Origin of the sequence: Streptomyces sp. 2A115 (assembly GCF_052245575.1) — a bacterium.
GTDB lineage: Bacteria > Actinomycetota > Actinomycetes > Streptomycetales > Streptomycetaceae > Streptomyces.
The window spans coordinates 12,448-34,672 of the sequence record NZ_JBQQCG010000107.1; the positions used below are offsets into that span (position 1 = coordinate 12,448).

Sequence of the window (22,225 nt, forward strand, 5' to 3'; positions counted from 1 at the left end):
TGAGCGGTGTCAGCGGCGTCGGGCAGAATCGGGACCATGACGACCCCGGACCCCAAGTCACCCGCGCCGGACGCACCGGATCCCCAGTACAAGGACCGGGCCTACCGGTCGCCCTCCGGTATAGCGGGCGGCGTACTGCTGCTCGCCATCGCGGGCTGGCTCGGCGTCGACGCACTGGTCGCGGGCGACGGCCGTACGCCCTGGGTGGCGCTCGCCGCACTGATCTTCCTCGTCCCGCTGGTCGTCGCCTTCACCCTCCGCCCGGCCGTCTTCGCGAACGAGCAGCGGCTGCGCATCCGCAACCCCTTCCGGGTGATCTCGCTGCCCTGGGGCACGGTCGAGGCGCTGAGGTCCGGTTACTCGAACGAGGTGTTCGACAAATCCGGCACCAAGTACCAGCTGTGGGCCGTGCCCGTCTCACTGCGCGGCCGCAAGAAAGCGGCGCGGCAGCAGGCCCGCGGGGCCGCGTCGGACACCAGCGGTCGTACGTCGGCGATACCGACCGGACCCGTGCGCGCCCAGACCGACCAGATCATGGACGAGCTGCGCGACCTGGTGGAGACCCGGGGCGAGGACGAGGGGGCGCAGGGCGAGGTGTCGGTGCGCTGGGCGTACGAGATCGTGGGACCGGCGGCGGCCGGTGCGGTGCTGTTGGCGATCCTGCTTGCGGTGGGATGAGGGCGCGGTCCTTGTCGATGGCCTGACCCGCTTGTTCTCCGGGTTGCGGGCTCGCTCGTCCCCCGGTGGTTCGGGGCTCGCGGCTCACGGTTTGAGGAGATGGCCGCGCCCGGCCGTACGAGAAGGCGGCAACTACATCGGCGGCAGGGACGTCTCGTAAGCACCGGCGTTTCCACGTAACCCAGGAGTGCATGTGTCGTACGACGAGCCGCTGCGGCTGCCCGCAGCCGCGATACCCGACGGCTGTCGGGACTGGACGGCCGGGCGGGCGGCGGGCTGGTCGGCCGCGCTGCCGCCGCGCTGGACGTTCCTGCGGGTGCGCGGGTCGATCGCGGCGGCGCTGACCACCCTCGCGCTGTGCGCGGGCGCCTGGGCCGCGCTGCTCGGCGGGCTGTGGCCGTTCGTCGCGGCGGGCTTCGCGGTGTACGTCCTGTGGGTGCTCTCGCGGCCCGAGCTGGTCTGGGTCGGGGCGCCCGGGCTGCTCCTGGCGCTCGCCGTGGAGGCACCGTCGCAGCCCTGGGCCGTGACCGCGGTCGGGGCGCTCGTCGTGGTGGTCTCCTGGGCCGCCGTCGCCGTACGTCTCCGGGCCCGGAGCACACAGCTCCACCAGGCGATGGAGGCCGCCGGGGACGTCACGGCACGTCTCCCGGTCGCGCACGCGCCGGTGCGGCGCGGCCGATTCCTGCTCCCGCTCGGCCTCGTGGTGCTCGGGCTCGGCGTGCTGACCGGCGCCACCTCGGGACTCTGGGGCACCGGTGACGACCGCAGGGGTGCCTGGGTCATGGCCGTCTTCCTGGCCGGGCTCGCCGCGACCGCACTCGTCTCGGCGCGGCTGGGCCGGCACCGGGCCGACGGGTTGCGCCGGGCACCCGTGCCCGTACTGCGCGTCCTCGTCCGCGACGACGTGGACGGCACCACGGAGGTGTACGCGGCGGACGACCTCGTGGCGCTGCGGCCGCTGTTCACCGTGGCCCTGACCTCGTCCGACGGCGACAACGAAGCGGACGACGGCGACAGCGAAGCGGACGACGGGGACGGGGAGGACGGCGAGGAGCTGGAGTGGCTCCTCGACGAGGTGGACGACGACATCCCTGGGCCGGTCCGCGAGGCCGTCCTCTACGGTGCGCCCTTCGACGGGGCCGAGGTCGTGGTCGTCAGCGCCGACGAGGACCCCGACCAGCCTCCGCTGACGGAGTGGTCGACGGGCCCGGTCCGCCCACTGACGCCGAGCGCCGGCCGCCGGCGTATCGCCAGGGGGCAGGCCAGGGAGGCACAGAACCGCCAACTGGAGGAGCAGGCAAAGGAGTTGGTGGAGGAGCTGGCCCCCGTGCCGGTACGCCACTGGAGCGCGGGCTGGCTGGACCGGGTGGCGGCCGCGCTCTTGGTGCTGTGGGGCGTCTGGTTCTGCGGGCTCTGGTTCACCGAGTCCGGCGCGCCCCTCTGGCAACTGGCCCTCGCCGTCGTACTCGGCCTCTACGGCGCTGTCCGCGTCCCCATGAAACTCGCCTGGCGCATCACCGCCGACCGTTCCGGCCTCTGGGTCACCGGCCTGCGCGGCCCTCGGCACGTCCCCTGGGACGACATCCGCTCCGTACGCCGCCAGTCCTTCGAACTGAAGCTCCGCTGGCGACACGACGACTGGGCGGTCACGGCGCCTCGCTGGGCATGGCTCGAGCGCCGCCGGGGTTTGACCCACCCGTACGACGCGCTGGCCGCCGAGCTCACGGCCATGCACAGCCATCCGGGGCTGCGGCCCACGGGGGAGAGCAGCGGGCCGGAGCGGGGACGGCCGTTGTGGCCGTTGGCCGTGGCGCTGGCGGTGGTGTGGGTGGCGGCGTTGGCCGTGTGGAGCTGAGGGCACTCGCAGACCAACGCGGAACCTGAGACGCGGGATGCTCAGGTGACGCTCCACAGACGTCGGTAGAAGGCGGTCCGCTGCGGGTCGGGGGCGATCCCGTAGGCGTCGAGGAGGGCGTCCTCCCAGCCGGGGCCGTAGTTCCACTCGGTGCTCCAGGTGGCAACGGCCAGGTCGGCCCAACGGTCAGCGACGCCCAGGGTTCCCATGTCGACGTGAGCGGACCAGGAGCCGTCCTCGTGCAGCAGCGTGTTCGGCGCGCAGGGGTCGCCGTGGCAGACGACGAGACGGTCGATCGGCGGAGGCTCGGGCAGGTCGGCGGGCACGTCCATGCCGGAGCGCCGGGCGCGTTCCAGCCGTTGATCGACAGACCAGCTGAAGGAACAGTCGGCCACGGGCAGTCGCTCGTGCAGCGCCCGTAACCCGACTCCCAGCGCCCGGACAGCCGTACCGGGATCCGCCTTCCACCGGTCACTGACGGCACTGCTGCCGGGAAGCTCCTCGGTGACCAGCCAGGCCGCCCCGTCCGCGTCGGTCCCGTGCTCCCGCACCCGGGGCACCGGCGTGAAGCGCCCGGCCCAGCCCATCCGTTCCGCCTCGGCGGCCAGGTCGAGCCCGGACCCGGCCGGAGCCCACTTGGCGAACAGCCGCTCCTCTTCGCCGGCACCGATGCGGAAGGTCAGGCCGCCCAACTCGTTCTGCCAGACGGGCAGCAGCGGGCGCCCCTTGGCCAGGGTGGCGATCGGGGCGGGTACGCGCACTGTGGGAGGCGGGGGGCCGGAGTAGGGCATGGGCGCATGGTGCTCTTCGCTCGGCGCCCAGGGCGAGTGGTTTTCTGAGGCGGCGAGGCAGGCAACGACGTACCGCGGGCTGCGACGGTCACCGCCGACCCCTACCCGCACCCGGACCCGGACCCGGACCCGGACCCGCACCCGGACCCGCACCCGGACCCGCACCCGGACCCGCACCCGGACCTGCACCCGGGTCCGGGTCCGGACCCGCACCCGGGTCCGTCCGGATCCCCATCCGCATCCGCACTCAGTCAGTCGTCAGGCGGGGCTTCCGACTCCAGGAGCCGCTCGGCGATGTCGTCCGCCCATTCCTGGGCCCACCGGCGCAGTTCGGCGATTGCCTGGTCGTCCAGACCGTAGGCGGCGAACTCGGTGTCGTCGATCCAGTCCGCTCCGACGAGGCGGGACTGGAGGTCGGCGAGGTCGAAGGTGTCGCGGGCGTGGCGGCGGCCGAGTTCTTCGAGTTCGGGGTGGCTCCAGCGGTCCGCGGCGGCTCGGACGTCGATGAGGTCGCGGGCGAGGCCGCGGTCGGCCAGGGCGCGGACCTTGGTGCCGACGACATCTTCGAGGGAGAGGACCAGGCCGTACTCAGCCCGCACGGGCGGCCGCCACAGGGCCTCCTTGTGAACGTCGACCTCGCACTCCTCCCCGCTGCCCGGGTCGGCGACCATCAGCCGCGCGGAGAGAGGGTCCGTCTCCAGTGCCCGTACGTGCCAGCCTCGCTCCTCCAGCCCCGCACACACGGTCGCGGCGATCTCCTCCATTGCCTCCGGATTCTCGGTGGCGACGTCGAGATCCTGGCTGCGGCGGTCGACCAGGCCGTGGGCCTGGACGGCGTAGCCGCCGGTGAGCGCGAGTGGGTACGGGGTGCCCACGGCGAGTACGTCCGTGAGCAGGCGGCGGTGCAGGCCGGTCAGGTTCACGCAACAGCCTGGGCGGGCGGGGCCAGTTCGGCGAAGGCGCCTTCCCAGACGTCACGGAGGTCCCGGCTGATCAGTGTGCGCAGGGTGGGCCACATGGTGAGGAGCAGGTCCTGGTTGAGGTACCGCACGAGGTCGTCGTGGAGGCCCTCGGCCAGGACGATGCGGTAGCAGCTCATGCGCAGGCGTGGCTGGTCGAGGTCGAACTCGGTCAGCCCGGACCAGGCCAGGTGTACGGGCAGGCTCACGGTCCCGTGGGCCGGGCCGGCGAGCATGGCGAACTCGACGGGCAGCCGTCGGGCGAACTTGGCTCGGCGGAGCTCGGAGAGGTTGGGCGGTGAGGCCATGCCTCGATTATTGCCCGGGGAGTCGCGGGCGTCCGGGGCCGTGATCGCCTGGCGCCGTGGTCGCTCGGGGTGGCGGCCGGAACGGGTCCGGGGCACGGCGTTGGCTCCAGAGCTCGGTTGTGCGCCACCGGTCCACCGTTCCTCGGCCGGTGGCGTGTGCCCCGGAGCAGGCGTCAACCGGCCCGCGTGAATCACTCGATGGGATGCCTCTGATCGGGGAGATCGGGGAGATCGGGGAGGACACCCCATCGAGTGCGGTCCCATGTCCGTGTGCGGGTCAGATGCCCGCCGCCGCCGACAGGTCCCCCTTGATCGTCGACAAGAGCTCCGTCGCCTTCGCGTGTGCCGCCGGGAGGGCGTCCCGGGTGCCTACCGGCACCACGACCTCCAGGTAGCACTTCAGCTTCGGTTCCGTTCCGCTGGGGCGGACGATGACGCGGGCGCCGTCCAGGGTGTAGCGCAGTCCGTCCGTGGGAGGGAGCTTGTCCGTGCCCTGGGTGAGGTCCTCGGACCGGGTGATCGGCAGGCCCGCGAGCTGCGTCGGGGGCTGTTCGCGCAGGCGTCGCATCGCGTTCGCGATCAGGGAGAGGTCGTCCACGCGGACCGAGAGCTGGTCCGTGGCGTGCAGGCCGTGCTCGATCGCGATGTCGTCGAGGAGGTCCAGGAGGGTGCGCTTCTCGGCCTTGAGCTCCGACGCCAGCTCCGTGAGCAGGAGTGCCGCCGTGATGCCGTCCTTGTCCCGTACGCCCTCGGGGTCGACGCAGTAGCCCAGCGCCTCCTCGTAGCCGTACCGGAGGCCGTCCACCTTGGCGATCCACTTGAAGCCCGTCAGCGTCTCCTCGTACGGGAGGCCCGCCTTCTCGGCGATCCGGCCGAGGAGCGAGGACGAGACGATCGACTCCGCGAACGTGCCCCGCGCGCCTCTACGGACCAGGTGGGCGGCCAGGAGCGCACCCACCTCGTCGCCTCGCAGCATGCGCCAGTCCCCGGCGTCGGGGACCGCCGCCGCGCAGCGGTCCGCGTCCGGGTCGTTCGCGATGATCAGGTCCGGGTTCGTCTCGCGCGCCTTCGCGAAGGCCAGGTCCATCGCGCCCGGCTCCTCCGGGTTCGGGAACGCGACCGTGGGGAAGTCCGGGTCCGGGTCCGCCTGCTCGGCCACGAGGACGGGGGTGGGGAAGCCGGCCCGGGCGAAGGCCGCGAGGAGGGTTTCCTTGCCCACGCCGTGCATCGCCGTGTAGACGGTGCGGGCGGTACGCGGCGAGTCGGCGGACAGTACGGCGTCCGTGCGGGCCAGGTAGGCGTTCAGGACGCTGTCGTCGAGGGTTTCCCAGCCTTCGGCGGGACGCGGTACGTCCTTGAGGCTCGCGATCGCTTCGATTTCCGCGGCGATCTCCGCGTCCGCCGGGGGGACGATCTGGGAGCCGTCTCCCAGGTAGACCTTGTAGCCGTTGTCGCGCGGGGGGTTGTGGCTGGCCGTCACCTCTACGCCTGCCGCCGCGCCCAAGTGCCTTATGGCGTACGCGAGTACGGGAGTGGGGAGCGGGCGGGGGAGCAGCGCCGCGCGCAGGCCCGCGCCGGTCATCACGGCCGCGGTGTCCCGGGCGAAGTCGGCGGACTTGTGGCGGGCGTCGTAGCCGATGACTACCAGGCCGTTGCCCTGGCCCTTCGCCTTGAGGTAGGCGGCCAGGCCGGCTGCCGCGCGGATCACCACCGCGCGGTTCATGCGCATCGGGCCCGCGCCGAGTTCGCCTCGCAGGCCCGCCGTGCCGAACTGGAGGGTGCCGGTGAAGCGTGCGGTGAGCTCCGCTGTGTCCTCGGCGTCGATGAGCTTGCCGAGTTCCTCACGGGTGTCCGCGTCGGGGTCCTCGGCCAGCCATGCCTTGGCCCGGGCGATGAGTTCGTCCTGCACGTCGGGTGAGCCTCTCTCTTCGTCCTGCGTTGCCGTGTACCCGGGTTTTCGCCCCCGCCGCCCTTACCCGGCCCGTCCCTGGGGGCTGCGCCCCCAGACCCCAGCTTTCGGCCTGGACGGCCTCGTCCTCAAACGCCGGACGGGCTAGTGATTCACCCTCTCCGGCGTTTGAGGCGCGGGGGTTCGGGGGCCGGCCCCCGAAAACGGGGTCTGGGGCGGAGCCCCAGGAGTATGGGACGGGCAGGGGCGGCGGGGGCGAAGAAAGCCTCCGCCTACAGCCGATCCAACACCTGAGTAAGCAGCGCCCCCATACGCGTCGCCGAGTCACGCCCCGCCTGGAGCACCTCCTCGTGGTTCAGCGGCTCGCCGGTCATACCCGCGGCGAGGTTCGTCACCAGGGAGATGCCGAGAACCTCCGCCCCCGCCTCGCGCGCGGCGATGGCCTCGAGGGCCGTCGACATGCCGACCAGGTCCGCCCCGATGGCGCGGGCCATCCGGATCTCGGCCGGCGTCTCGTAGTGCGGGCCGGGGAACTGCGCGTACACGCCCTCTTCGAGGGTCTCGTCGATCTCCTTGCACAGGGCGCGGAGCCGGGGCGAGTACAGGTCCGTCAGGTCGACGAAGTTCGCGCCGACGATCGGCGAGGCCGCCGTCAGGTTGATGTGGTCGCTGATGAGGACCGGTTGGCCGGGGCGCATGCCCTCGCGCAGACCGCCGCAGCCGTTGGTCAGCACGATGGTCTTGCAGCCGGCCGCCACGGCCGTACGGACGCCGTGCGCGACGGCGGCGACACCGCGGCCCTCGTAGTAGTGGGTGCGGCCCAGGTAGACGAGCGCGCGCTTGTCGCCGATCCGGTATGAGCGGACACTGCCGCCGTGGCCCTCGACCGCCGGCGGCGGGAAACCGGGCAGCTCGGTGACCTGGAAGTCGGCCGCGGGGGCGCCGAGCGCGTCCACGGCCGGTGCCCAGCCGGAGCCCATCACGAGGGCGACGTCGTGGGTCTCGGCGCCCGTCAGTTCCCGCACGCGCGCGGCAGCGGCGTCGGCGGCGGCGTGGGGATCGCCCTGGATGTCGTCCGGAAGAAGAGATGCGTTCACGCGCACGAGGGTAGCCGCTTCGGGCCTACGCGCGTAGATGTGATTGGTCACGGGATTGTGATCGTTGTGTTGTTGTTTCCGCCGAGGGCACATCACCGGCGCATCACCCACCGAACCCGCGGAGCGCTCAGCAAGGGCGCTTGCGCAGCTCCATCACGTAGTCGTGCGGGGCGCCGGCCGATTCCGCCGCGTCCGCCAGCTCGCCGAGGTAGCGGGCCGAGGGGAGGCCTCCCTCGTAGCCGTTCAGGACATACACCCACGCCGGCTCCTCGCCCTCCAGCGTGTGGATCCGTACCCGCATACGGCGGTAGACGTCGAGGCCGACACCCTCCCAGCGGTCCAGGGAGTCCTCGTCCAGGGGTGCGACGTCGTACAGCGCGACGAAGACCTGTGAGCGCGGGGCCTCGACGATGGTCGCCAGTGCGCCCTCCCAGCCCATGTGCTCGCCGCCGAACGTCAGCCGCCAGCCGTTCAGCCACCCGGTGGCGCGCAGCGGCGAGTACGGAGCGCGGCGCGTCATGAGCCGCGGGTCGAGATTGCCGGCGTACGCGGCGTAGAGCGACATGAGACCGAGAGTACGGCAGCGAACACGTACGCCCCTCCCGCAACTGGGACACCCGGCTACTCCAACCGAGGTACCCGCCTCCCGCGGCTGACATACCCGCCTCCCGAGACTGAGACGCCCTCCTCCCGTAGCCGAGGCACCCGGCCGAGCCCCGGGCGCGAGCACCCCGGGCAGAAGCACCCTGAGGCGTGCGGGACAATGGAGTACGTGACTCGGATCGTGATCATTGGTGGCGGACCCGGCGGATACGAGGCGGCCCTGGTAGCCGCCCAGCTCGGCGCGGAGGTAACCGTCGTCGACTGCGACGGCCTGGGCGGGGCGTCGGTGCTCACCGACTGCGTCCCGTCGAAGACCCTGATCGCCACGGCCGAGGTGATGACCACCTTCGACTCGTCCTACGAGGAGCTCGGGATCATCGTCGCCGATGACACTCCTCACATCGACACGCCCGCGCGCGTCGTCGGTGTCGATCTCGGCAAGGTCAACCGGCGTGTGAAGCGGCTCGCGCTCGCCCAGTCGCACGACATCACGGCTTCCGTGACGCGTGCGGGCGCCCGGGTGCTGCGCGGGCGCGGGCGGCTCGAAGGCATGCAGGCCCTGGACGGGTCGCGGAAGGTCGTCGTACGGGCCGCGGACGGTACGGAAGAGACGCTCGTCGCCGATGCCGTGCTCATCGCCACCGGCGGGCACCCCCGTGAGCTGCCCGACGCGAAGCCCGACGGCGAGCGCATCCTCAACTGGACCCAGGTGTACGACCTGGACGAGCTCCCCGAAGAGCTCATCGTCGTCGGGTCCGGTGTCACCGGTGCCGAGTTCGCCGGCGCCTACCAGGCGCTCGGGTCGCGGGTCACGCTCGTGTCCAGCCGTGACCGCGTGCTGCCGGGCGAGGACTCGGACGCGGCGGGCGTCCTCGAGGACGTGTTCCGGCGCCGCGGCATGAACGTCATGGCGCGCTCGCGGGCCGCGTCCGCCAAACGGGTCGAGGACCGGGTCGAGGTGACGCTGGCCGACGGCCGTGTCATCACCGGCTCGCACTGTCTGATGGCCGTCGGCGCCATTCCCAACAGCCATGGCATGGGTCTCGAGGAGGCGGGGGTCAAGGTCCAGGAGTCCGGGCACATCTGGACCGACAGGGTGTCCAGGACCACGGCTCCCGGTGTGTACGCCGCCGGTGACGTGACCGGAATCTTCGCGCTCGCCTCCGTCGCCGCCATGCAGGGCCGTATCGCCATGTACCACTTCCTGGGAGACGCGGTCGCCCCGCTGAACCTGAAGACGGTGTCCTCGAACGTCTTCACCGATCCCGAGATCGCCACCGTCGGCTACTCGCAGGCGGATGTCGACGGCGGCGTCATCGACGCCCGGGTCGTGAAGCTGCCGCTGCTGCGCAACCCGCGCGCCAAGATGCAGGGCATCCGGGACGGCTTCGTGAAGATCTTCTGCCGGCCCGGCACCGGGATCGTGGTCGGCGGTGTCGTGGTCGCGCCGCGCGCCTCCGAGCTGATCCACCCGATCTCGCTCGCGGTCGACAACAACCTGACCGTCGAACAGATCGCGAACGCCTTCACCGTGTATCCCTCCTTGTCGGGCTCGATCGCAGAGGTGGCACGGCAGCTCCACACTCGTAAGACCGAGGGCGAGGCCTGACGATGAAAAGCAACTCCCCGCTGGTCAACGGGAGTTGCCGACCATTCGTGCGGCATAGACGGCCGGAGTAGGCCCCTATACCACTTACCGTGCGGCCGTGCGAACAACTTCTGTTATTCGGCGAAAACTGCTGAAAGCAGACGGTCGTTGGGGTTACTGTCAGTTTCGTGTTCGCTGCAGAACGTCGCCAATTGATCCTCGAAATGGTGCGAGCGAATGGGGCTGTGTCGCTCCGTGAGCTCGCCCGCGTCGTCCAGACCTCCGAAGTGACCGTACGGCGGGACGTGCGCGCACTGGAGGCAGAAGGACTCCTCGACCGCCGACATGGCGGTGCGGTATTGCCGGGCGGGTTCACGCGGGAGTCCGGCTTTCCGCAGAAATCTCATCTCGCGACCGCTGAGAAAACGGCCATCGCCGACCTCGCCGCGAGTCTCGTCGAAGAGGGCGAGGCCATTGTGGTGGGGGCCGGGACCACCACGCAGGAGCTGGCTCGCCGGCTCGCGCGGGTGCCCGGGCTGACCGTCGTCACCAACTCCCTCTTGGTGGCACAGGCGTTGGCCCATGCCAACCGTGTGGAGGTCGTGATGACCGGCGGCACCCTGCGCGGTTCCAACTACGCCCTGGTCGGCAGCGGTGCCGAGCAGTCCCTCCAGGGGCTGCGGGTCTCGCGGGCCTTTCTGTCGGGGAGCGGACTGACCGCCGAGCGCGGTCTGTCCACCTCCAACATGCTGTCGGCGTCCGTCGACCGCGCGTTGGTGCAGGCGGCCGCGGAGGTCGTCGTCCTCGCCGACCACACCAAACTCGGCACCGACACGATGTTCCAGACGGTGCCGACCGACGTGATCACCCGGCTGGTCACCGACGAACCGCCCGGCCACGACGACCGTGCGGCCACCGAACTGCAGGCCCTGGCCGACCAGGGTGTGCAGATCGCGGTGGCCGGGGCCGGCGGTGCCGGAGGCGATACGGTCCCGGCGGGGCGCCAGCCGCCACGCCGGGACGTGCCGCTGCCGGGCCCCAGACGTGGCCAAGTCCCGGGCGGAGGTCCGCAGTTGCGCAGCGCGGCGGCGGTGCTGGGGGAACAGCCCCAGAGCGAGCGGGCGCGGGTCGCGGACATGCGCCGGCGCTGACCGAACCGCTGGTGCGGAGGGCGTGAGGGCACTGACGGACGGTGGTCCAGTCCGTACGTCAGGCTTGGCCGCTCCACAGGGGCAGGCCTTCAGGCCCACAGGGCTTCAGGGCTTCAGGCCCCGCAGGGTCAGGGTCAGCAGGCGGTCGGCCAGTTCCGGGTCGTCCGGGGTCTCTTCGGCGGCCAACGCGATCGCGTTGGTCAGCTGGAGCAGATCGCCGATGGAGACCTCGGAGCGAACGGCGCCCGCTTGCTGCGCACGCGCGAGCAGGCGGCTGCCCGCCGCACGCATCGGCCCGCTGCACCGGGCCAGCGCGGAACCCTCGTCGTGCGAGGCCGACATGAGCGCACGCGACAGACCGCGGTACTCACCCGCATGAGTGATGATGGCGCGCAGCCAGGCCACGAGCGCCGTGCACGGCTGCGGGTCGTCGAGCAGCGCGCGCGAGCGGGACAGCAGATCGTTCACCGCGTCCGCGAAGACCGCGCTCAGCAGCGCGTGCCGGTTCGGGAAGTGCCGGTACAGGGTGCCGATGCCGACACCCGCGCGCCGCGCCACATCCTCGAGGGACGCGTCAGCCCCGAACTCGGCGAACGCCGCCCGCGCTTCGGCGATCAGCCGGTCGCGGTTGCGGCGGGCGTCGGCGCGCATGGGACGTACGGCGGTGGAGCCTTCCGTCGTCCCAGTGGCGTTTTCCACGGTCCCATGTGAGGCCGCGCTCACCATGACGTTCACCTGCCCTCTCCTGCCGCACCGGCTGCTGTCAAGCATGCCATCGTGAGCGGACAAGCAGGTTTCAGGGCCCTGGGGGAGCCTCATGCAGATCAGCGGTCCTGACGCGCGGCGCGTACTGCTGCTCGTACGCGACCTGGCGGACGCCCAATCCCTGGAGGAGCTGCCCGAACAGGGGGAAATCATGACCGCCACGTCGCCACACGCGCAGGCCGCCGCCGGAGGAGCCACCTCCGAACGCAGCGCGAGCCGGGTCCTGACGGGAATCACCGCGGTGCTCGGGCCGCTGCTGCTCACGCAGAGCCGTCTCACGCAGAGCCATCCAACTCAGTGCCCAACTCAGAGCCATCTGACTCAAAGCCATCTGACGCGGGGGATGAACGGAGCGCCCGGCGGACCGTCACAGGTCCTCCGGGCGCTCCGTGCGCATGTAGCCGGCCGCGTGTCACCGCGTGCGGTCGTGTAGCAGAGAGACCGCGGCGTCAGTCCTTGATCTCGCAGATCACGGCGCCGGAGGTGAGCGACGCGCCGACCTCCGCGGACAGGCCCTTGATGGTGCCGGAGCGGTGCGCGTTGAGCGGCTGCTCCATCTTCATGGCCTCCAGGACGACAACCAGGTCGCCCTCTTTGACCTCCTGGCCCTCCTCGACGGCGACCTTGACGATGGTGCCCTGCATCGGGGAGGCGAGGGTGTCGCCGGAAGCCGCCGGGCCGGACTTCTTGGCCGCGCGGCGCTTGGGCTTGGCGCCCGCCGCCAGACCCGTACGGGCCAGGGACATGCCCAGCGAGACGGGCAGCGAGACCTCCAGGCGCTTGCCGCCGACCTCGACGACGACCGTTTCGCGACCGGGCTCCTCGTCGGTGTCCGTGTCCGCGGGGGCCGCGAAGGGCTTGATCTCGTTGACGAACTCGGTCTCGATCCACCGGGTGTGGACCGTGAACGGACCGGTGGAGCCGGTGAGTTCGGGGGCGAACGCCGGGTCGGTGACGACCGCGCGGTGGAAGGGGATGGCGGTGGCCATGCCCTCCACGTTGAACTCGGCGAGCGCGCGGGCGGCCCGCTGGAGGGCCTGCTCGCGGGTGGCGCCGGTGACGATCAGCTTGGCGAGGAGTGAGTCCCAGGCGGGGCCGATGACCGCGCCGGTCTCCACGCCCGCGTCCAGGCGGACACCGGGGCCCGACGGCGGGGCGAAGGTGGTGACGGTGCCGGGCGCGGGCAGGAAGTTGCGGCCCGGGTCCTCGCCGTTGATGCGGAACTCGAAGGAGTGGCCGCGCAGCTGCGGGTCGCCGTAGCCCAGTTCCTCGCCGTCGGCGATACGGAACATCTCGCGCACCAGGTCGATGCCGGCGACCTCCTCGGTCACCGGGTGCTCCACCTGGAGGCGGGTGTTGACCTCGAGGAAGGAGATCGTGCCGTCGGTGCCGACCAGGAACTCCACGGTGCCCGCGCCGACGTAGCCGGCCTCCTTGAGGATGGCCTTCGAGGCGGCGTACAGCTCGGCGTTCTGCGCCTCGGACAGGAACGGCGCCGGGGCCTCCTCGACCAGCTTCTGGTGGCGGCGCTGGAGGGAGCAGTCGCGGGTGGAGACGACGACCACGTTGCCGTGGGAGTCGGCCAGGCACTGGGTCTCCACGTGCCGGGGCTTGTCCAGGTAGCGCTCCACGAAGCACTCGCCACGGCCGAACGCGGCAACGGCCTCGCGCACCGCGGAGTCGTACAGCTCGGGTACCTCTTCCAGCGTGCGGGCGACCTTCAGGCCGCGTCCGCCACCACCGAAGGCAGCCTTGATCGCGATCGGCAGGCCGTGCTCCCTCGCGAACGTGACGACCTCGTCGGCGCCGGACACCGGGTCGGGGGTGCCCGCGACGAGCGGGGCCCCGGCGCGCTGCGCGATGTGCCTCGCGGCGACCTTGTCGCCCAGGTCGCGGATGGCCTGCGGGGGCGGGCCGATCCAGATCAGGCCCGCGTCCCCGACCGCCTGCGCGAACTCGGCGTTCTCGGAGAGGAAGCCGTAGCCGGGGTGGATCGCGTCCGCCCCGGAGTCCTTGGCGGCCTGAAGCACCTTGGCCATGTCGAGGTAACTGGTGGCCGGGGTGTCACCGCCCAGGGCGAACGCCTCGTCCGCGGCCCGCACATGCAGCGCGTCCCGGTCCGGGTCGGCGTACACGGCCACGCTCGCGATCCCGGCGTCTCGGCACGCCCGGGCGACACGGACAGCGATTTCGCCACGGTTGGCGATCAACACCTTGCGCACGTTGGCTCCCTCTCCTTGAAACAAGCCGAGTTTAGGGACTGCCGACACGACGTTTCGACCCGTCCCCGGTGGTGAGCTTGCCCACACGGAGCGTGATACGAGGTCCGCTCGCCTGCGAAATCCCTTGTCGCACCAGGGTACGCGGCGGGCTTGCCCTGAACCCTAGTCCTCCGATGTGGTGCAGGTCTCTGTGAGAGCGTGCCGCGCCCAGAGTCGTTTCTTTGTGGAGTCCCTACGAATGGCCCAACGATTCTTTGCCTTCGGCGGATCCCTTGTCCCGGGGTTTACCCGTTAGTAGCGTTCGCGATGCTGAAGAGAGTCCGTGGCCCGAACGGCCCCGTTGAGGGGCGGTGGTCGGGTGGCGGGTGGGCGTACTTGGGGTAACAGCAGCGCTTCAGGCTAAGAGCAGCGTGCTCGAGCGGCAGTCGAAAGTGGGTGGGGTCCGGTGGTGCGCAGACCGGTGGCGTGGGTGGCCGCGATCGTGCTCTTCGTGGAGGCGCTGGGCATCGCACTGCTCAACTGGTTCCTGGGGGTCGTCGTCGACCGGCAGGACATGTCCTTGGCCGGGCTCGATCCGAATGCGATGTCCGTGTCCTCGAAGGCCGCGGGTCTGGTCTTCGGCCTCTACTTCGCGCTCTGCGGTTTCGTCGCGCTGCGCGTCGCCCTGCGCGACCGCGCCCCCGCCGGCCTCGGCCGCATCCTGCTGATCAGCGCCGCGGTCGTGCACGGCACGCTCGGCGCGTTCACGGTCGGCATGGTGGGCTGGGGCGCGTTCGCCTTCATGATGGTGGTGCTCGGGCTGATCGTGCTCATCTTCATGGCGTACGACCGTCCGGAGCCCGCCGTGTCCGACGCGAAGCCGGACGGCGAGGGTGGCGGCGACGGCGAGCGTGACGGCGACCGCGAGGGTGGCGGGGGCGTCGGCGTGAACGGGGGAGCCCCGGCCGCCCCTCCGGCGCCCTCGACCCCCTGACTGTCGTCCCGGTCCGTTACCTCTCGCGCGGCGTCCACAACTCCGTGATCGCGACGCCCAGATCGGCAAGCAGGCGGCGCACCAGCGGCAGCGAGATGCCGATGACGTTGCCGTGGTCGCCGTCGATGCCGTCGATGAACGGGGCCGAGCGGCCGTCGAGCGTGAACGCCCCGGCGACGTAGAGGGGTTCGCCCGAGGCGACGTACGCGGCGATCTCGGCGTCGGTCGGCTCGCCGAAGCGGACCACCGTGGAGGCGACCCCCGACGTGTACCGCCCGGTGGTCGTGTCCCACACGCAGTGCCCGGTCTGCAGCGTGCCCGCGCGGCCGCGCATCGACTTCCAGCGGGCGGTCGCCTCCTCGGCGTCGGCGGGCTTGCCGAGCGCCTCGCCGTCCAGGTCGAGCACCGAGTCGCAGCCGATCACCAGGGCACCCTTGACCTCGGGCTTCGCTGCCACCACGGACGCCTTCGCCTCGGCGAGGGCGAGCGCGAGCTCGGCGGGGGTCGGTGCCGACACGGCGTCCTCGTCGACCCCGCTGACGACGACCTCGGGGTCGAGCCCGGCCTGGCGCAGCAGCGCGAGCCGGGCGGGGGACTGGGAGGCGAGCACGAGCCGGCGGCGTGGCTGATCAGTCATGTGGCCAGGGTATCGGCGCGTTTCGGCTCCGCCGCGGCCGACCGGTTCACGTGCCGTCGGTTCGCGTGCCGCCGGGTTCGCGTGCCGCCGGGTTCGCGTGCCGACCGGTTCACATGGCCCCGAGCACGATCATCGCCAGGATCATGGCCAACGCCAGGAGAACGCCCGCGCGCCGCAACATCGCCTGCATATCGCGGAGTTCCTTGGGGGGCTCGTTCTCGGGGTCGGACCACAGCATGTCAACGATCGTGACTCGGCGGCGGGGTGGGGCGCCTGAGTACGCGTACTCAACTTGCGTAAATGGGTCTGGGGTTTCTTTAGCCTGGGTCGGGCTGCTACGGTCCCGCTGTCCGCCTTTAAAGGAACTCAAGACCCCTTTAGGAGAGGAGTCGCTGTGTTCACCACCGTCTGGACAGCCTCGCCCCAGCGCCCCAGCGAGGGCTTCACCGCCAACTGGTCCCAGGAGGGTTTCTGGCGCCAGTCCTTGCGCCAGGCCGTCCGGCTCGGCGCGGGCGGCGACCGGGTCCGTATCCGCCTCTCGAACGCGTACGGCGCCTCACCGCTGCGGATCGCGGGCGCCACCGTCGCCCGTACGACCCGAGGGGCCGCCGTGGAGCCCGGCTCGGTCCGGCGCCTCACCTTCGCGGGGGCCGCGTCCGCGGAGATCCCGGCACGCGGGGAGGCCGTAAGTGACGCGACCGAACTCACCCTGGACTCAGGGGACTCGGCGACCGTCACCCTCCACCTCGACGCCACCACCGGACCCGCGACCTTCCACGCGCAGGCCTTCACGACCAGCTACCGGGGTACGGGCGACCGTCTGGAGGACGTGACCGGCGAGGGTTTCGACGAGGCGACCGAGTCCTGGTACTTCCTGTCTGCCGTCGAGGTCTCCGCGGGGCGTACGGACGGCGTGGCCCTCTTCGGCGACTCGATCACCGACGGGTTCGGGTCCACCCCGGGCGCGAACCGCCGCTGGTCCGACGCGCTCGGCGCCCGCACCGGGCGGCCCGTCCTCAACGCGGGTATCGGCGGCAATCTCGTCCTCAACGACTCCGCCTGGTACGGGGAGAAGGGCGTCCACCGCCTGGAACGGGACGTCCTCGCCCACGCCGGCGTGAGCACACTCGTCGTCCTCCATGGTCTCAACGACATCGGCTTCAGCGAGACGGACGAACAGCCCACGTATGTGCCCGCGCCGGTTGTCGAGGGGGACGAACTCATCGCGGGCCACCGGGAGTTGATACGCCAGGCGCGCGTCCGTGGCCTGCGTGTCATCGGTGCGACCCTGCTGCCCTTCGGCGGCTCCGATCACTGGGGTGAGCGTGCGGCCAAGGTGAGCCATGAGCTGAACGAGTGGATTCGCTGCTCAGGGGAGTACGACGCGGTCGCCGACCTGAGCCGTGCGCTCGCCGATCCCGCCGACCCGGATGCGCTGCGTGCCGCGTACGACTTCGGCGATCACCTGCACCCGAATGATGCCGGGTACGAGGTGATGGCCGAAGTCGTCGCCGGAGTTCTTTAGCCGGGGCGGCTTCAGGCGGGCCAGTACGTGCGGCCCCACGCCGTCGGGCCCGGCGCCGGCAAGCGCTGCTGGGCCAAGCGCGCCGGGTCCGCCCACGCGTCCCGCTCCCGCGTCGCGCCGGGCGGGACCGTGGCTGCCGCCGCGGCGCGGGCCTGGACCACCGCCAGTGCGGCGGCGAGCTCCTCCGGGGTCGGATTGCCCCGTACGACCTTGATCATGACCGCTCCCGTTCCCGCTCTCGACTGGCTTTCTGCGTTCGGCCGGCTTCCTACAGGGCTACAGGGGGATGTTGCCGTGCTTCTTCGGCGGCAGGGACTCCCGCTTCGAGCGCAGCGAACGCAGGCCGCGTACGACGTGGGAGCGGGTGTCGGACGGCATGATCACGGCGTCGATGTAGCCGCGCTCGGCCGCCGTGTAGGGGTTGAGGAGCGTGTCCTCGTACTCCTGGATGAGGCGGGCCCGGGTGGCCTCCTGCTCGTTCTCGGGAGCCGCGGCGATGGTGCGGCGGTGCAGGATGTTCACCGCGCCCTGCGCGCCCATCACGGCGATCTGGGCGGTCGGCCAGGCGAGGTTGAGGTCGGCGCCCAGGTGCTTGGAGCCCATGACGTCGTACGCGCCGCCGAAGGCCTTGCGGGTGATCACCGTGATGAGGGGGACGGTGGCCTCCGCGTACGCGTAGATCAGTTTCGCGCCGCGGCGGATGATGCCCATGTGCTCCTGGTCGACGCCCGGGAGGAAGCCGGGGACGTCCACGAAGGTCAGCACCGGCACGTTGAACGCGTCGCAGGTGCGGACGAAGCGCGCGGCCTTTTCGGATGCGTTGATGTCCAGGCAGCCCGCGAACTGCATCGGCTGGTTGGCGACGATGCCCACCGGGCGGCCCTCGACCCGGCCGAAGCCGGTGACGATGTTCGGCGCGAACAGCGGCTGCGTCTCGAAGAACTCGGCGTCGTCCAGGACGTGTTCGATGATGGTGTGCATGTTGTACGGCTGGTTCGCGCTGTCCGGGATCAGCGTGTCCAGCTCGCGGTCCTCGTCCGTCGGCTCGAGGTCCGCCTCCTCGGGGAAGGCGGGCGGCTCGCTGAGGTTGTTCGACGGGAGGTAGGAGAGCAGCGACTTGACGTACTCGATCGCGTCCTTCTCGTCGCCCGCCATGTGATGGGCCACGCCGGACGTGGAGTTGTGGGTCCGGGCGCCGCCCAGTTCCTCGAAGCCGACGTCCTCTCCGGTGACCGTCTTGATGACGTCCGGGCCTGTGATGAACATGTGCGAGGTCTGGTCGACCATGACCGTGAAGTCGGTGATCGCGGGCGAGTAGACCGCGCCGCCCGCGCACGGGCCGACGACCAGGCTGATCTGCGGAATGACGCCGGAGGCGTGGGTGTTGCGGCGGAAGATCTCGCCGTACATGCCGAGCGCCGAGACGCCCTCCTGGATGCGGGCACCGCCCGAGTCGTTGATGCCGATGACCGGACAGCCGGTCTTCAGCGCGAAGTCCATCGCCTTCATGATCTTCTGTCCGAAGACCTCGCCCAGAGCCCCGCCGAAGACCGTGAAGTCCTGCGAGAACACGGTCACCGGGCGGCCGTCCACCGTGCCGTAGCCGGTCACCACTCCGTCCCCGTACGGGCGGTTGTTCTCCAGGCCGAAGTCGGTCGACCGGTGCTGGGCGAACTCGTCGAACTCGACGAACGACCCCTCGTCCATCAGCAGTTCGATCCGCTCACGGGCAGTCAACTTGCCCTTGGCGTGCTGCTTTTCGACGGCACGCGCCGAGCCGGCGTGCGTCGCCTCCTCGATGCGGCGCCGCAGATCCGCGAGCTTGCCCGCGGTGGTGTGGATGTCGATCTCGCGCTGCTGTTCCGGCTCGGACATCGGGATGGGGCTCCCTGCCTGCTCAATGGGGACGTGAGGGTGAGGTCTCAGAAGATCAGAAGGGTTCAGAGGGGTTCAGAGGGGTTCGACGGGGTTCGGAAGGGTGAGGTGCTCAGAAGGGGGATTGGCTACTCATCCGTAGCGTAGTGCTGTGCCTACAGTTCGGCAGTGCGGCGTTTACCACACCTAATGTGGGTTGCATGACGCCGCGAGATGACTCAGACGCGAACGACAATCGCTGGTCCGACCTGGACCGTCCGCCGCTCAACGCCGCGGCACTGCGCCGCGCGCTCGTCCGGGACGGCCGGCTCTGGTCCGATGTCCAGCTGGTGTCCCGTACGGGGTCCACCAACACCGATCTCGTCGCTTTCGCCGCGAACGGCAAGGCCGAGGAGGGTGCGGTCCTCGTGGCCGAGGAGCAGGACGCCGGGCGCGGCCGCCTGGACCGCCGCTGGACGGCGCCCGCCCGCTCCGGGCTCTTCTTCTCCGTACTGCTGAAGCCGGCCGGGGTCCCCGTGGAGCGCTGGGGCTGGCTGCCGCTGCTTGCCGGTGTCGCCACGGCCGCCGGGCTGTCCCGCGCCGCCGGGGTCGACATGGCCCTCAAATGGCCCAACGACCTGCTGGTCACGGTCGGCGGCGAGGAGCGCAAGGTCGGCGGGATCCTCGCCGAGCGCGCGGGCCCCGACGCCGTCGTGGTCGGCATCGGCATCAACGTCAGCCTCCGCGAGGACGAGCTGCCCGTGCCCGGCGCGGGATCGCTCGCGCTGGCGGGAGCGATCAGCACGGACCGTGACCCCCTGCTGCGGGCCGTACTGCGCTCCTTGGAGGACTGGTACCGGAAGTGGCGCGACGCGGGCGGCGACCCGGCGGCGTCCGGCCTCCAGGAGACGTACGCCGCCGGGTGCGCGACCCTCGGAAGGGTCGTACGGGCCGAACTGCCCGGAGACACGTCGATCATCGGCGAGGCGGTGGCGGTCGACGGGGACGGGCGGCTGGTGCTGGCGACGGCGGAGGGTGTGCAGCAGCCCGTGGGGGCGGGGGACATCGTGCATCTGAGGTCGACGGGATCCACGGGATCGAAGGGGCCGATGGGCGAGGAGTGAGTGGCGGGCCAAGAGTGAGCGATGGGACGAAAGGGGTACGGGGTACGCGAGGTATCTGGCCTCGGATGATGAGCAAGAGGCGGGTACAGGCCGTACGACAGGGAGCGGACCACCGGACCTACGAGTGAGAGTGGGCCATGAGCCGTCCGGCCTCGGCACTCGGGAGTGAGCCACAGCACACCTGCCGTAGAGTTGAGGCCGGTCGATACCTGACCGCGGCAGATCGGAAGGGCAGCAGGCGTGACCGTCGACGACACGGGCTCCGGCACGGGTAACCCCGCCTCCGACGGCGAGCCGGGGCGTACCGCCGGGTCTGTCGCCGATACGGCGGCCGCACGGGTCGCCCGGACCGAGACCCACGTACGGGTGGACGCGCAGGACCGGACGGACGCGCAGGGTCGCCGGACGGACGCACAGGCCAGGGGAGACGCGTCGGTCCGGGTCGATGCGCAGGCCGACGAATCCGGCGACGATCCGCTGGCGCTCCGGCTCGAACAGCTCATCCTCGGCGCCGAGCGGCGCTACACCCCCTTCCAGGCGGCCCGCAGCGCCGGCGTCTCCGTGGAGCTGGCCACCCGCTTCTGGCGGGCCATGGGCTTCGCCGACATCGGCCAGGCCAAGGCGCTGACGGAGGCGGACGTGCTCGCGCTGCGCCGGCTCGCCGGTCTCGTCGAGGCGGGCCTGCTCAGTGAGGCGATGGCGATCCAGGTGGCCCGTTCCACCGGCCAGACGACCGCCCGGCTGGCCGAGTGGCAGATCGACTCCTTCCTGGAGGGCCTGACCGAGCCCCCGGAACCCGGCATGACCCGCACCGAGGTGACATACCCCCTCGTCGAGCTGCTGCTGCCCGAGCTGGAGGAGTTCCTCGTCTACGTCTGGCGGCGTCAGCTCGCCGCCGCGACCGGCCGGGTCGTGCAGGCCGCGGACGACGAGGAGATGGTCGACCGGCGGCTGGCTGTCGGATTCGCCGACCTTGTCGGCTTTACGCGCCTGACGCGGCGCATGGAGGAAGAGGAACTCGGCGAGCTCGTCGAGGCCTTCGAGACCACGGCCGCGGATCTGGTGGCCGCTCGCGGGGGCCGACTGGTCAAAACCCTGGGTGACGAGGTGCTGTACGCCGCCGACGACGCGGGCGTGGCCGCCGAGATCGCCCTCCGCCTGATCGAGACCATGGCCAACGACGAGACGATGCCCGAACTCCGTGTCGGGATCGCCTTCGGCACCGTGACCACCCGTATGGGCGATGTCTTCGGTACGACCGTGAACCTCGCGTCCCGGTTGACCTCGATAGCTCCCAAGGACGCCGTTCTGGTGGACGGGGCCTTCGCGGAGGAGATCACCCGGACGGGCGACGCGCCCGCCTCGGAGGCCGCGGCCGCGGAGGCGGCGGCCGCCGCCGAGAAGGAGGGCGAGGAGCCGCCGCTGTACCGCTTCACGCTCCAGCCGATGTGGCAGCGCGCGGTTCGGGGGCTGGGTGTGGTCGAACCTTGGTTGCTGAGCCGTAGGGATTCCTGAGCCGCGGATTCCTGAGCCGCGGGGACCCTGAGCCGCGGGGATTCCTGAGCCGGGTTATCGGTCTTCGTCGAGGCAGAGGCCCACGATCGGTACGCACAGGTCCGAGGGCTCGGGGTTTCGGGCCGGGGGACGGGCCGTGCCGGTGGAGGGCGGGGCCGGGGCCGCATTCGAGGGTGTGGTGGCTGGAGGCCGGGGAGCTGGTTGCCGGGCGGCTTCTTCCGCCGGCGGGGTGGTGACGATCGGGCGCGAGCCCTGGGTGGCCCCGGAAGGTGTGGCTGTGGGGCGTACGGCTCCCGGCCACGCCTGTCCTGCCCTGTCTGCGGGTCCTGGCCGCCCTGCCTGTCCTGGCCGGGCCGACTGACCGGAGGGCGGTGTCGCTCCGGCACTCCCCATGGTTGCCGTGGCCGACGGTGACGCACTCGCCGTGGGTACGCCCGCGACCACCGCCCCGGCGTTGTCCCGAGCCGTGTCCTCGGCGGAACTGGCCGCGCCGGGCTCGACGTCCATGGCCTCCACGCCTTCGCCGCCGCCCGATGACGTGGCACCCAGTCGCATCAGGCTCAGGGCTCCCGCGGCCAGCGCGAGCCCTCCGACCGCGAACAGGACGCGGCGGGGGCGGGGTTTGCGGTGCCGTCCGCGGGGGGTGCGGCCGAGGGTGGGCTCGGGCGGCA

General features: G+C 71.3%; 22 protein-coding genes. 9 read left to right on the forward strand and 13 right to left on the reverse strand.

Annotated features, from left to right (window positions below):
- Positions 1 to 36: 36 nt before the first annotated feature.
- Both ACTWQR_RS49275 and ACTWQR_RS49280 read left to right on the forward strand, forming a co-directional pair.
- A complete protein-coding gene (locus tag ACTWQR_RS49275) occupies positions 37 to 678 on the forward strand; it encodes a PH domain-containing protein (protein WP_443233875.1) in 642 nt (213 codons plus the stop codon).
- 193 nt (positions 679 to 871) lie between these two features.
- A complete protein-coding gene (locus ACTWQR_RS49280) occupies positions 872 to 2,533 on the forward strand; it encodes a hypothetical protein (protein ID WP_443233876.1) in 1,662 nt (553 codons plus the stop codon).
- A gap of 41 nt (positions 2,534 to 2,574) precedes the next feature.
- Here ACTWQR_RS49280 and ACTWQR_RS49285 read toward each other — a convergent pair whose 3' ends face one another.
- From ACTWQR_RS49285 to ACTWQR_RS49310, 6 genes are all read right to left on the reverse strand, one after another.
- A complete protein-coding gene (locus ACTWQR_RS49285; RefSeq protein ID WP_443233877.1) occupies positions 2,575 to 3,324 on the reverse strand; it encodes an aminoglycoside 3'-phosphotransferase in 750 nt (249 codons plus the stop codon).
- A gap of 251 nt (positions 3,325 to 3,575) precedes the next feature.
- Positions 3,576 to 4,247, reverse strand: a complete 672-nt coding sequence (locus ACTWQR_RS49290; RefSeq protein WP_443233878.1) for a nucleotidyl transferase AbiEii/AbiGii toxin family protein — start codon at positions 4,245 to 4,247, stop codon at positions 3,576 to 3,578.
- The gene (locus ACTWQR_RS49295; RefSeq protein ID WP_443233879.1) at positions 4,244 to 4,591 is read right to left on the reverse strand and encodes a transcriptional regulator; all 348 of its coding nucleotides are present in this window, start codon (positions 4,589 to 4,591) and stop codon (positions 4,244 to 4,246) included. The genes ACTWQR_RS49290 and ACTWQR_RS49295 overlap by 4 nt, the downstream gene beginning before the upstream one ends.
- A 277-nt stretch (positions 4,592 to 4,868) precedes the next feature.
- A complete protein-coding gene (locus tag ACTWQR_RS49300) occupies positions 4,869 to 6,500 on the reverse strand; it encodes a phospho-sugar mutase (protein ID WP_443233880.1) in 1,632 nt (543 codons plus the stop codon).
- Between the two features lie 272 nt (positions 6,501 to 6,772).
- A complete protein-coding gene (locus ACTWQR_RS49305) occupies positions 6,773 to 7,597 on the reverse strand; it encodes a purine-nucleoside phosphorylase (RefSeq protein ID WP_443233881.1) in 825 nt (274 codons plus the stop codon).
- A 127-nt stretch (positions 7,598 to 7,724) separates the two neighbouring features.
- Entirely contained in the window at positions 7,725 to 8,162 is a 438-nt protein-coding gene (locus tag ACTWQR_RS49310) for a gamma-glutamylcyclotransferase (RefSeq protein ID WP_443233882.1), read from the reverse strand.
- Positions 8,163 to 8,360: 198 nt separating this feature from the next.
- Between ACTWQR_RS49310 and ACTWQR_RS49315 the strand changes: the two genes are divergently transcribed.
- Both ACTWQR_RS49315 and ACTWQR_RS49320 read left to right on the forward strand, forming a co-directional pair.
- Positions 8,361 to 9,809 carry an NAD(P)H-quinone dehydrogenase gene (locus ACTWQR_RS49315; protein WP_443233883.1) on the forward strand — a complete coding sequence of 483 codons (1,449 nt, stop codon included), beginning with the start codon at positions 8,361 to 8,363 and terminating at the stop codon, positions 9,807 to 9,809.
- 167 nt (positions 9,810 to 9,976) lie between these two features.
- Entirely contained in the window at positions 9,977 to 10,939 is a 963-nt protein-coding gene (locus tag ACTWQR_RS49320) for a DeoR/GlpR family DNA-binding transcription regulator (protein WP_443233884.1), read from the forward strand.
- Between the two features lie 105 nt (positions 10,940 to 11,044).
- Here ACTWQR_RS49320 and ACTWQR_RS49325 read toward each other — a convergent pair whose 3' ends face one another.
- Positions 11,045 to 11,590 carry a TetR/AcrR family transcriptional regulator gene (locus tag ACTWQR_RS49325; RefSeq protein ID WP_443233896.1) on the reverse strand — a complete coding sequence of 182 codons (546 nt, stop codon included), beginning with the start codon at positions 11,588 to 11,590 and terminating at the stop codon, positions 11,045 to 11,047.
- Between the two features lie 166 nt (positions 11,591 to 11,756).
- Here ACTWQR_RS49325 and ACTWQR_RS49330 point away from each other — a divergent pair, with 166 nt between their 5' ends.
- Complete coding sequence (locus ACTWQR_RS49330; RefSeq protein ID WP_443233885.1) at positions 11,757 to 12,137, forward strand: hypothetical protein; 381 nt, start codon at positions 11,757 to 11,759, stop codon at positions 12,135 to 12,137.
- 16 nt (positions 12,138 to 12,153) lie between these two features.
- On the opposite strand, the gene ACTWQR_RS49335 is transcribed toward ACTWQR_RS49330, so the two are convergent.
- Positions 12,154 to 13,926, reverse strand: a complete 1,773-nt coding sequence (locus tag ACTWQR_RS49335) for an acetyl/propionyl/methylcrotonyl-CoA carboxylase subunit alpha (RefSeq protein WP_443233886.1) — start codon at positions 13,924 to 13,926, stop codon at positions 12,154 to 12,156.
- A gap of 445 nt (positions 13,927 to 14,371) precedes the next feature.
- Here ACTWQR_RS49335 and ACTWQR_RS49340 point away from each other — a divergent pair, with 445 nt between their 5' ends.
- A complete protein-coding gene (locus ACTWQR_RS49340) occupies positions 14,372 to 14,899 on the forward strand; it encodes a hypothetical protein (RefSeq protein ID WP_443233887.1) in 528 nt (175 codons plus the stop codon).
- A 16-nt stretch (positions 14,900 to 14,915) separates the two neighbouring features.
- Here the strand turns inward: ACTWQR_RS49340 and ACTWQR_RS49345 are convergent, their stop codons facing one another.
- Positions 14,916 to 15,536, reverse strand: a complete 621-nt coding sequence (locus ACTWQR_RS49345) for a Maf family protein (RefSeq protein WP_443233888.1) — start codon at positions 15,534 to 15,536, stop codon at positions 14,916 to 14,918.
- A 109-nt stretch (positions 15,537 to 15,645) separates the two neighbouring features.
- The gene (gene mmpB / locus ACTWQR_RS49350) at positions 15,646 to 15,774 is read right to left on the reverse strand and encodes a morphogenic membrane protein MmpB (RefSeq protein ID WP_363103150.1); all 129 of its coding nucleotides are present in this window, start codon (positions 15,772 to 15,774) and stop codon (positions 15,646 to 15,648) included.
- Between the two features lie 156 nt (positions 15,775 to 15,930).
- On the opposite strand from mmpB, the gene ACTWQR_RS49355 reads away from it, so the two are divergent.
- Positions 15,931 to 17,061 carry an SGNH/GDSL hydrolase family protein gene (locus ACTWQR_RS49355; protein ID WP_443233889.1) on the forward strand — a complete coding sequence of 377 codons (1,131 nt, stop codon included), beginning with the start codon at positions 15,931 to 15,933 and terminating at the stop codon, positions 17,059 to 17,061.
- An 11-nt stretch (positions 17,062 to 17,072) separates the two neighbouring features.
- Here the strand turns inward: ACTWQR_RS49355 and ACTWQR_RS49360 are convergent, their stop codons facing one another.
- Both ACTWQR_RS49360 and ACTWQR_RS49365 read right to left on the reverse strand, forming a co-directional pair.
- A complete protein-coding gene (locus ACTWQR_RS49360) occupies positions 17,073 to 17,279 on the reverse strand; it encodes an acyl-CoA carboxylase epsilon subunit (RefSeq protein ID WP_443233890.1) in 207 nt (68 codons plus the stop codon).
- 58 nt (positions 17,280 to 17,337) lie between these two features.
- Positions 17,338 to 18,936 (reverse strand): acyl-CoA carboxylase subunit beta, encoded by a 1,599-nt coding sequence (locus tag ACTWQR_RS49365; protein ID WP_443233891.1) that lies wholly within the window; start codon positions 18,934 to 18,936, stop codon positions 17,338 to 17,340.
- Positions 18,937 to 19,136: 200 nt separating this feature from the next.
- Here ACTWQR_RS49365 and ACTWQR_RS49370 point away from each other — a divergent pair, with 200 nt between their 5' ends.
- Positions 19,137 to 20,039 carry a biotin--[acetyl-CoA-carboxylase] ligase gene (locus ACTWQR_RS49370; protein ID WP_443233892.1) on the forward strand — a complete coding sequence of 301 codons (903 nt, stop codon included), beginning with the start codon at positions 19,137 to 19,139 and terminating at the stop codon, positions 20,037 to 20,039.
- A 240-nt stretch (positions 20,040 to 20,279) separates the two neighbouring features.
- Entirely contained in the window at positions 20,280 to 21,554 is a 1,275-nt protein-coding gene (locus ACTWQR_RS49375) for an adenylate/guanylate cyclase domain-containing protein (protein ID WP_443233893.1), read from the forward strand.
- A gap of 54 nt (positions 21,555 to 21,608) precedes the next feature.
- On the opposite strand, the gene ACTWQR_RS49380 is transcribed toward ACTWQR_RS49375, so the two are convergent.
- The coding region (locus tag ACTWQR_RS49380; RefSeq protein WP_443233894.1) for a hypothetical protein at positions 21,609 to 22,225 on the reverse strand (617 nt) is incomplete at its 5' end.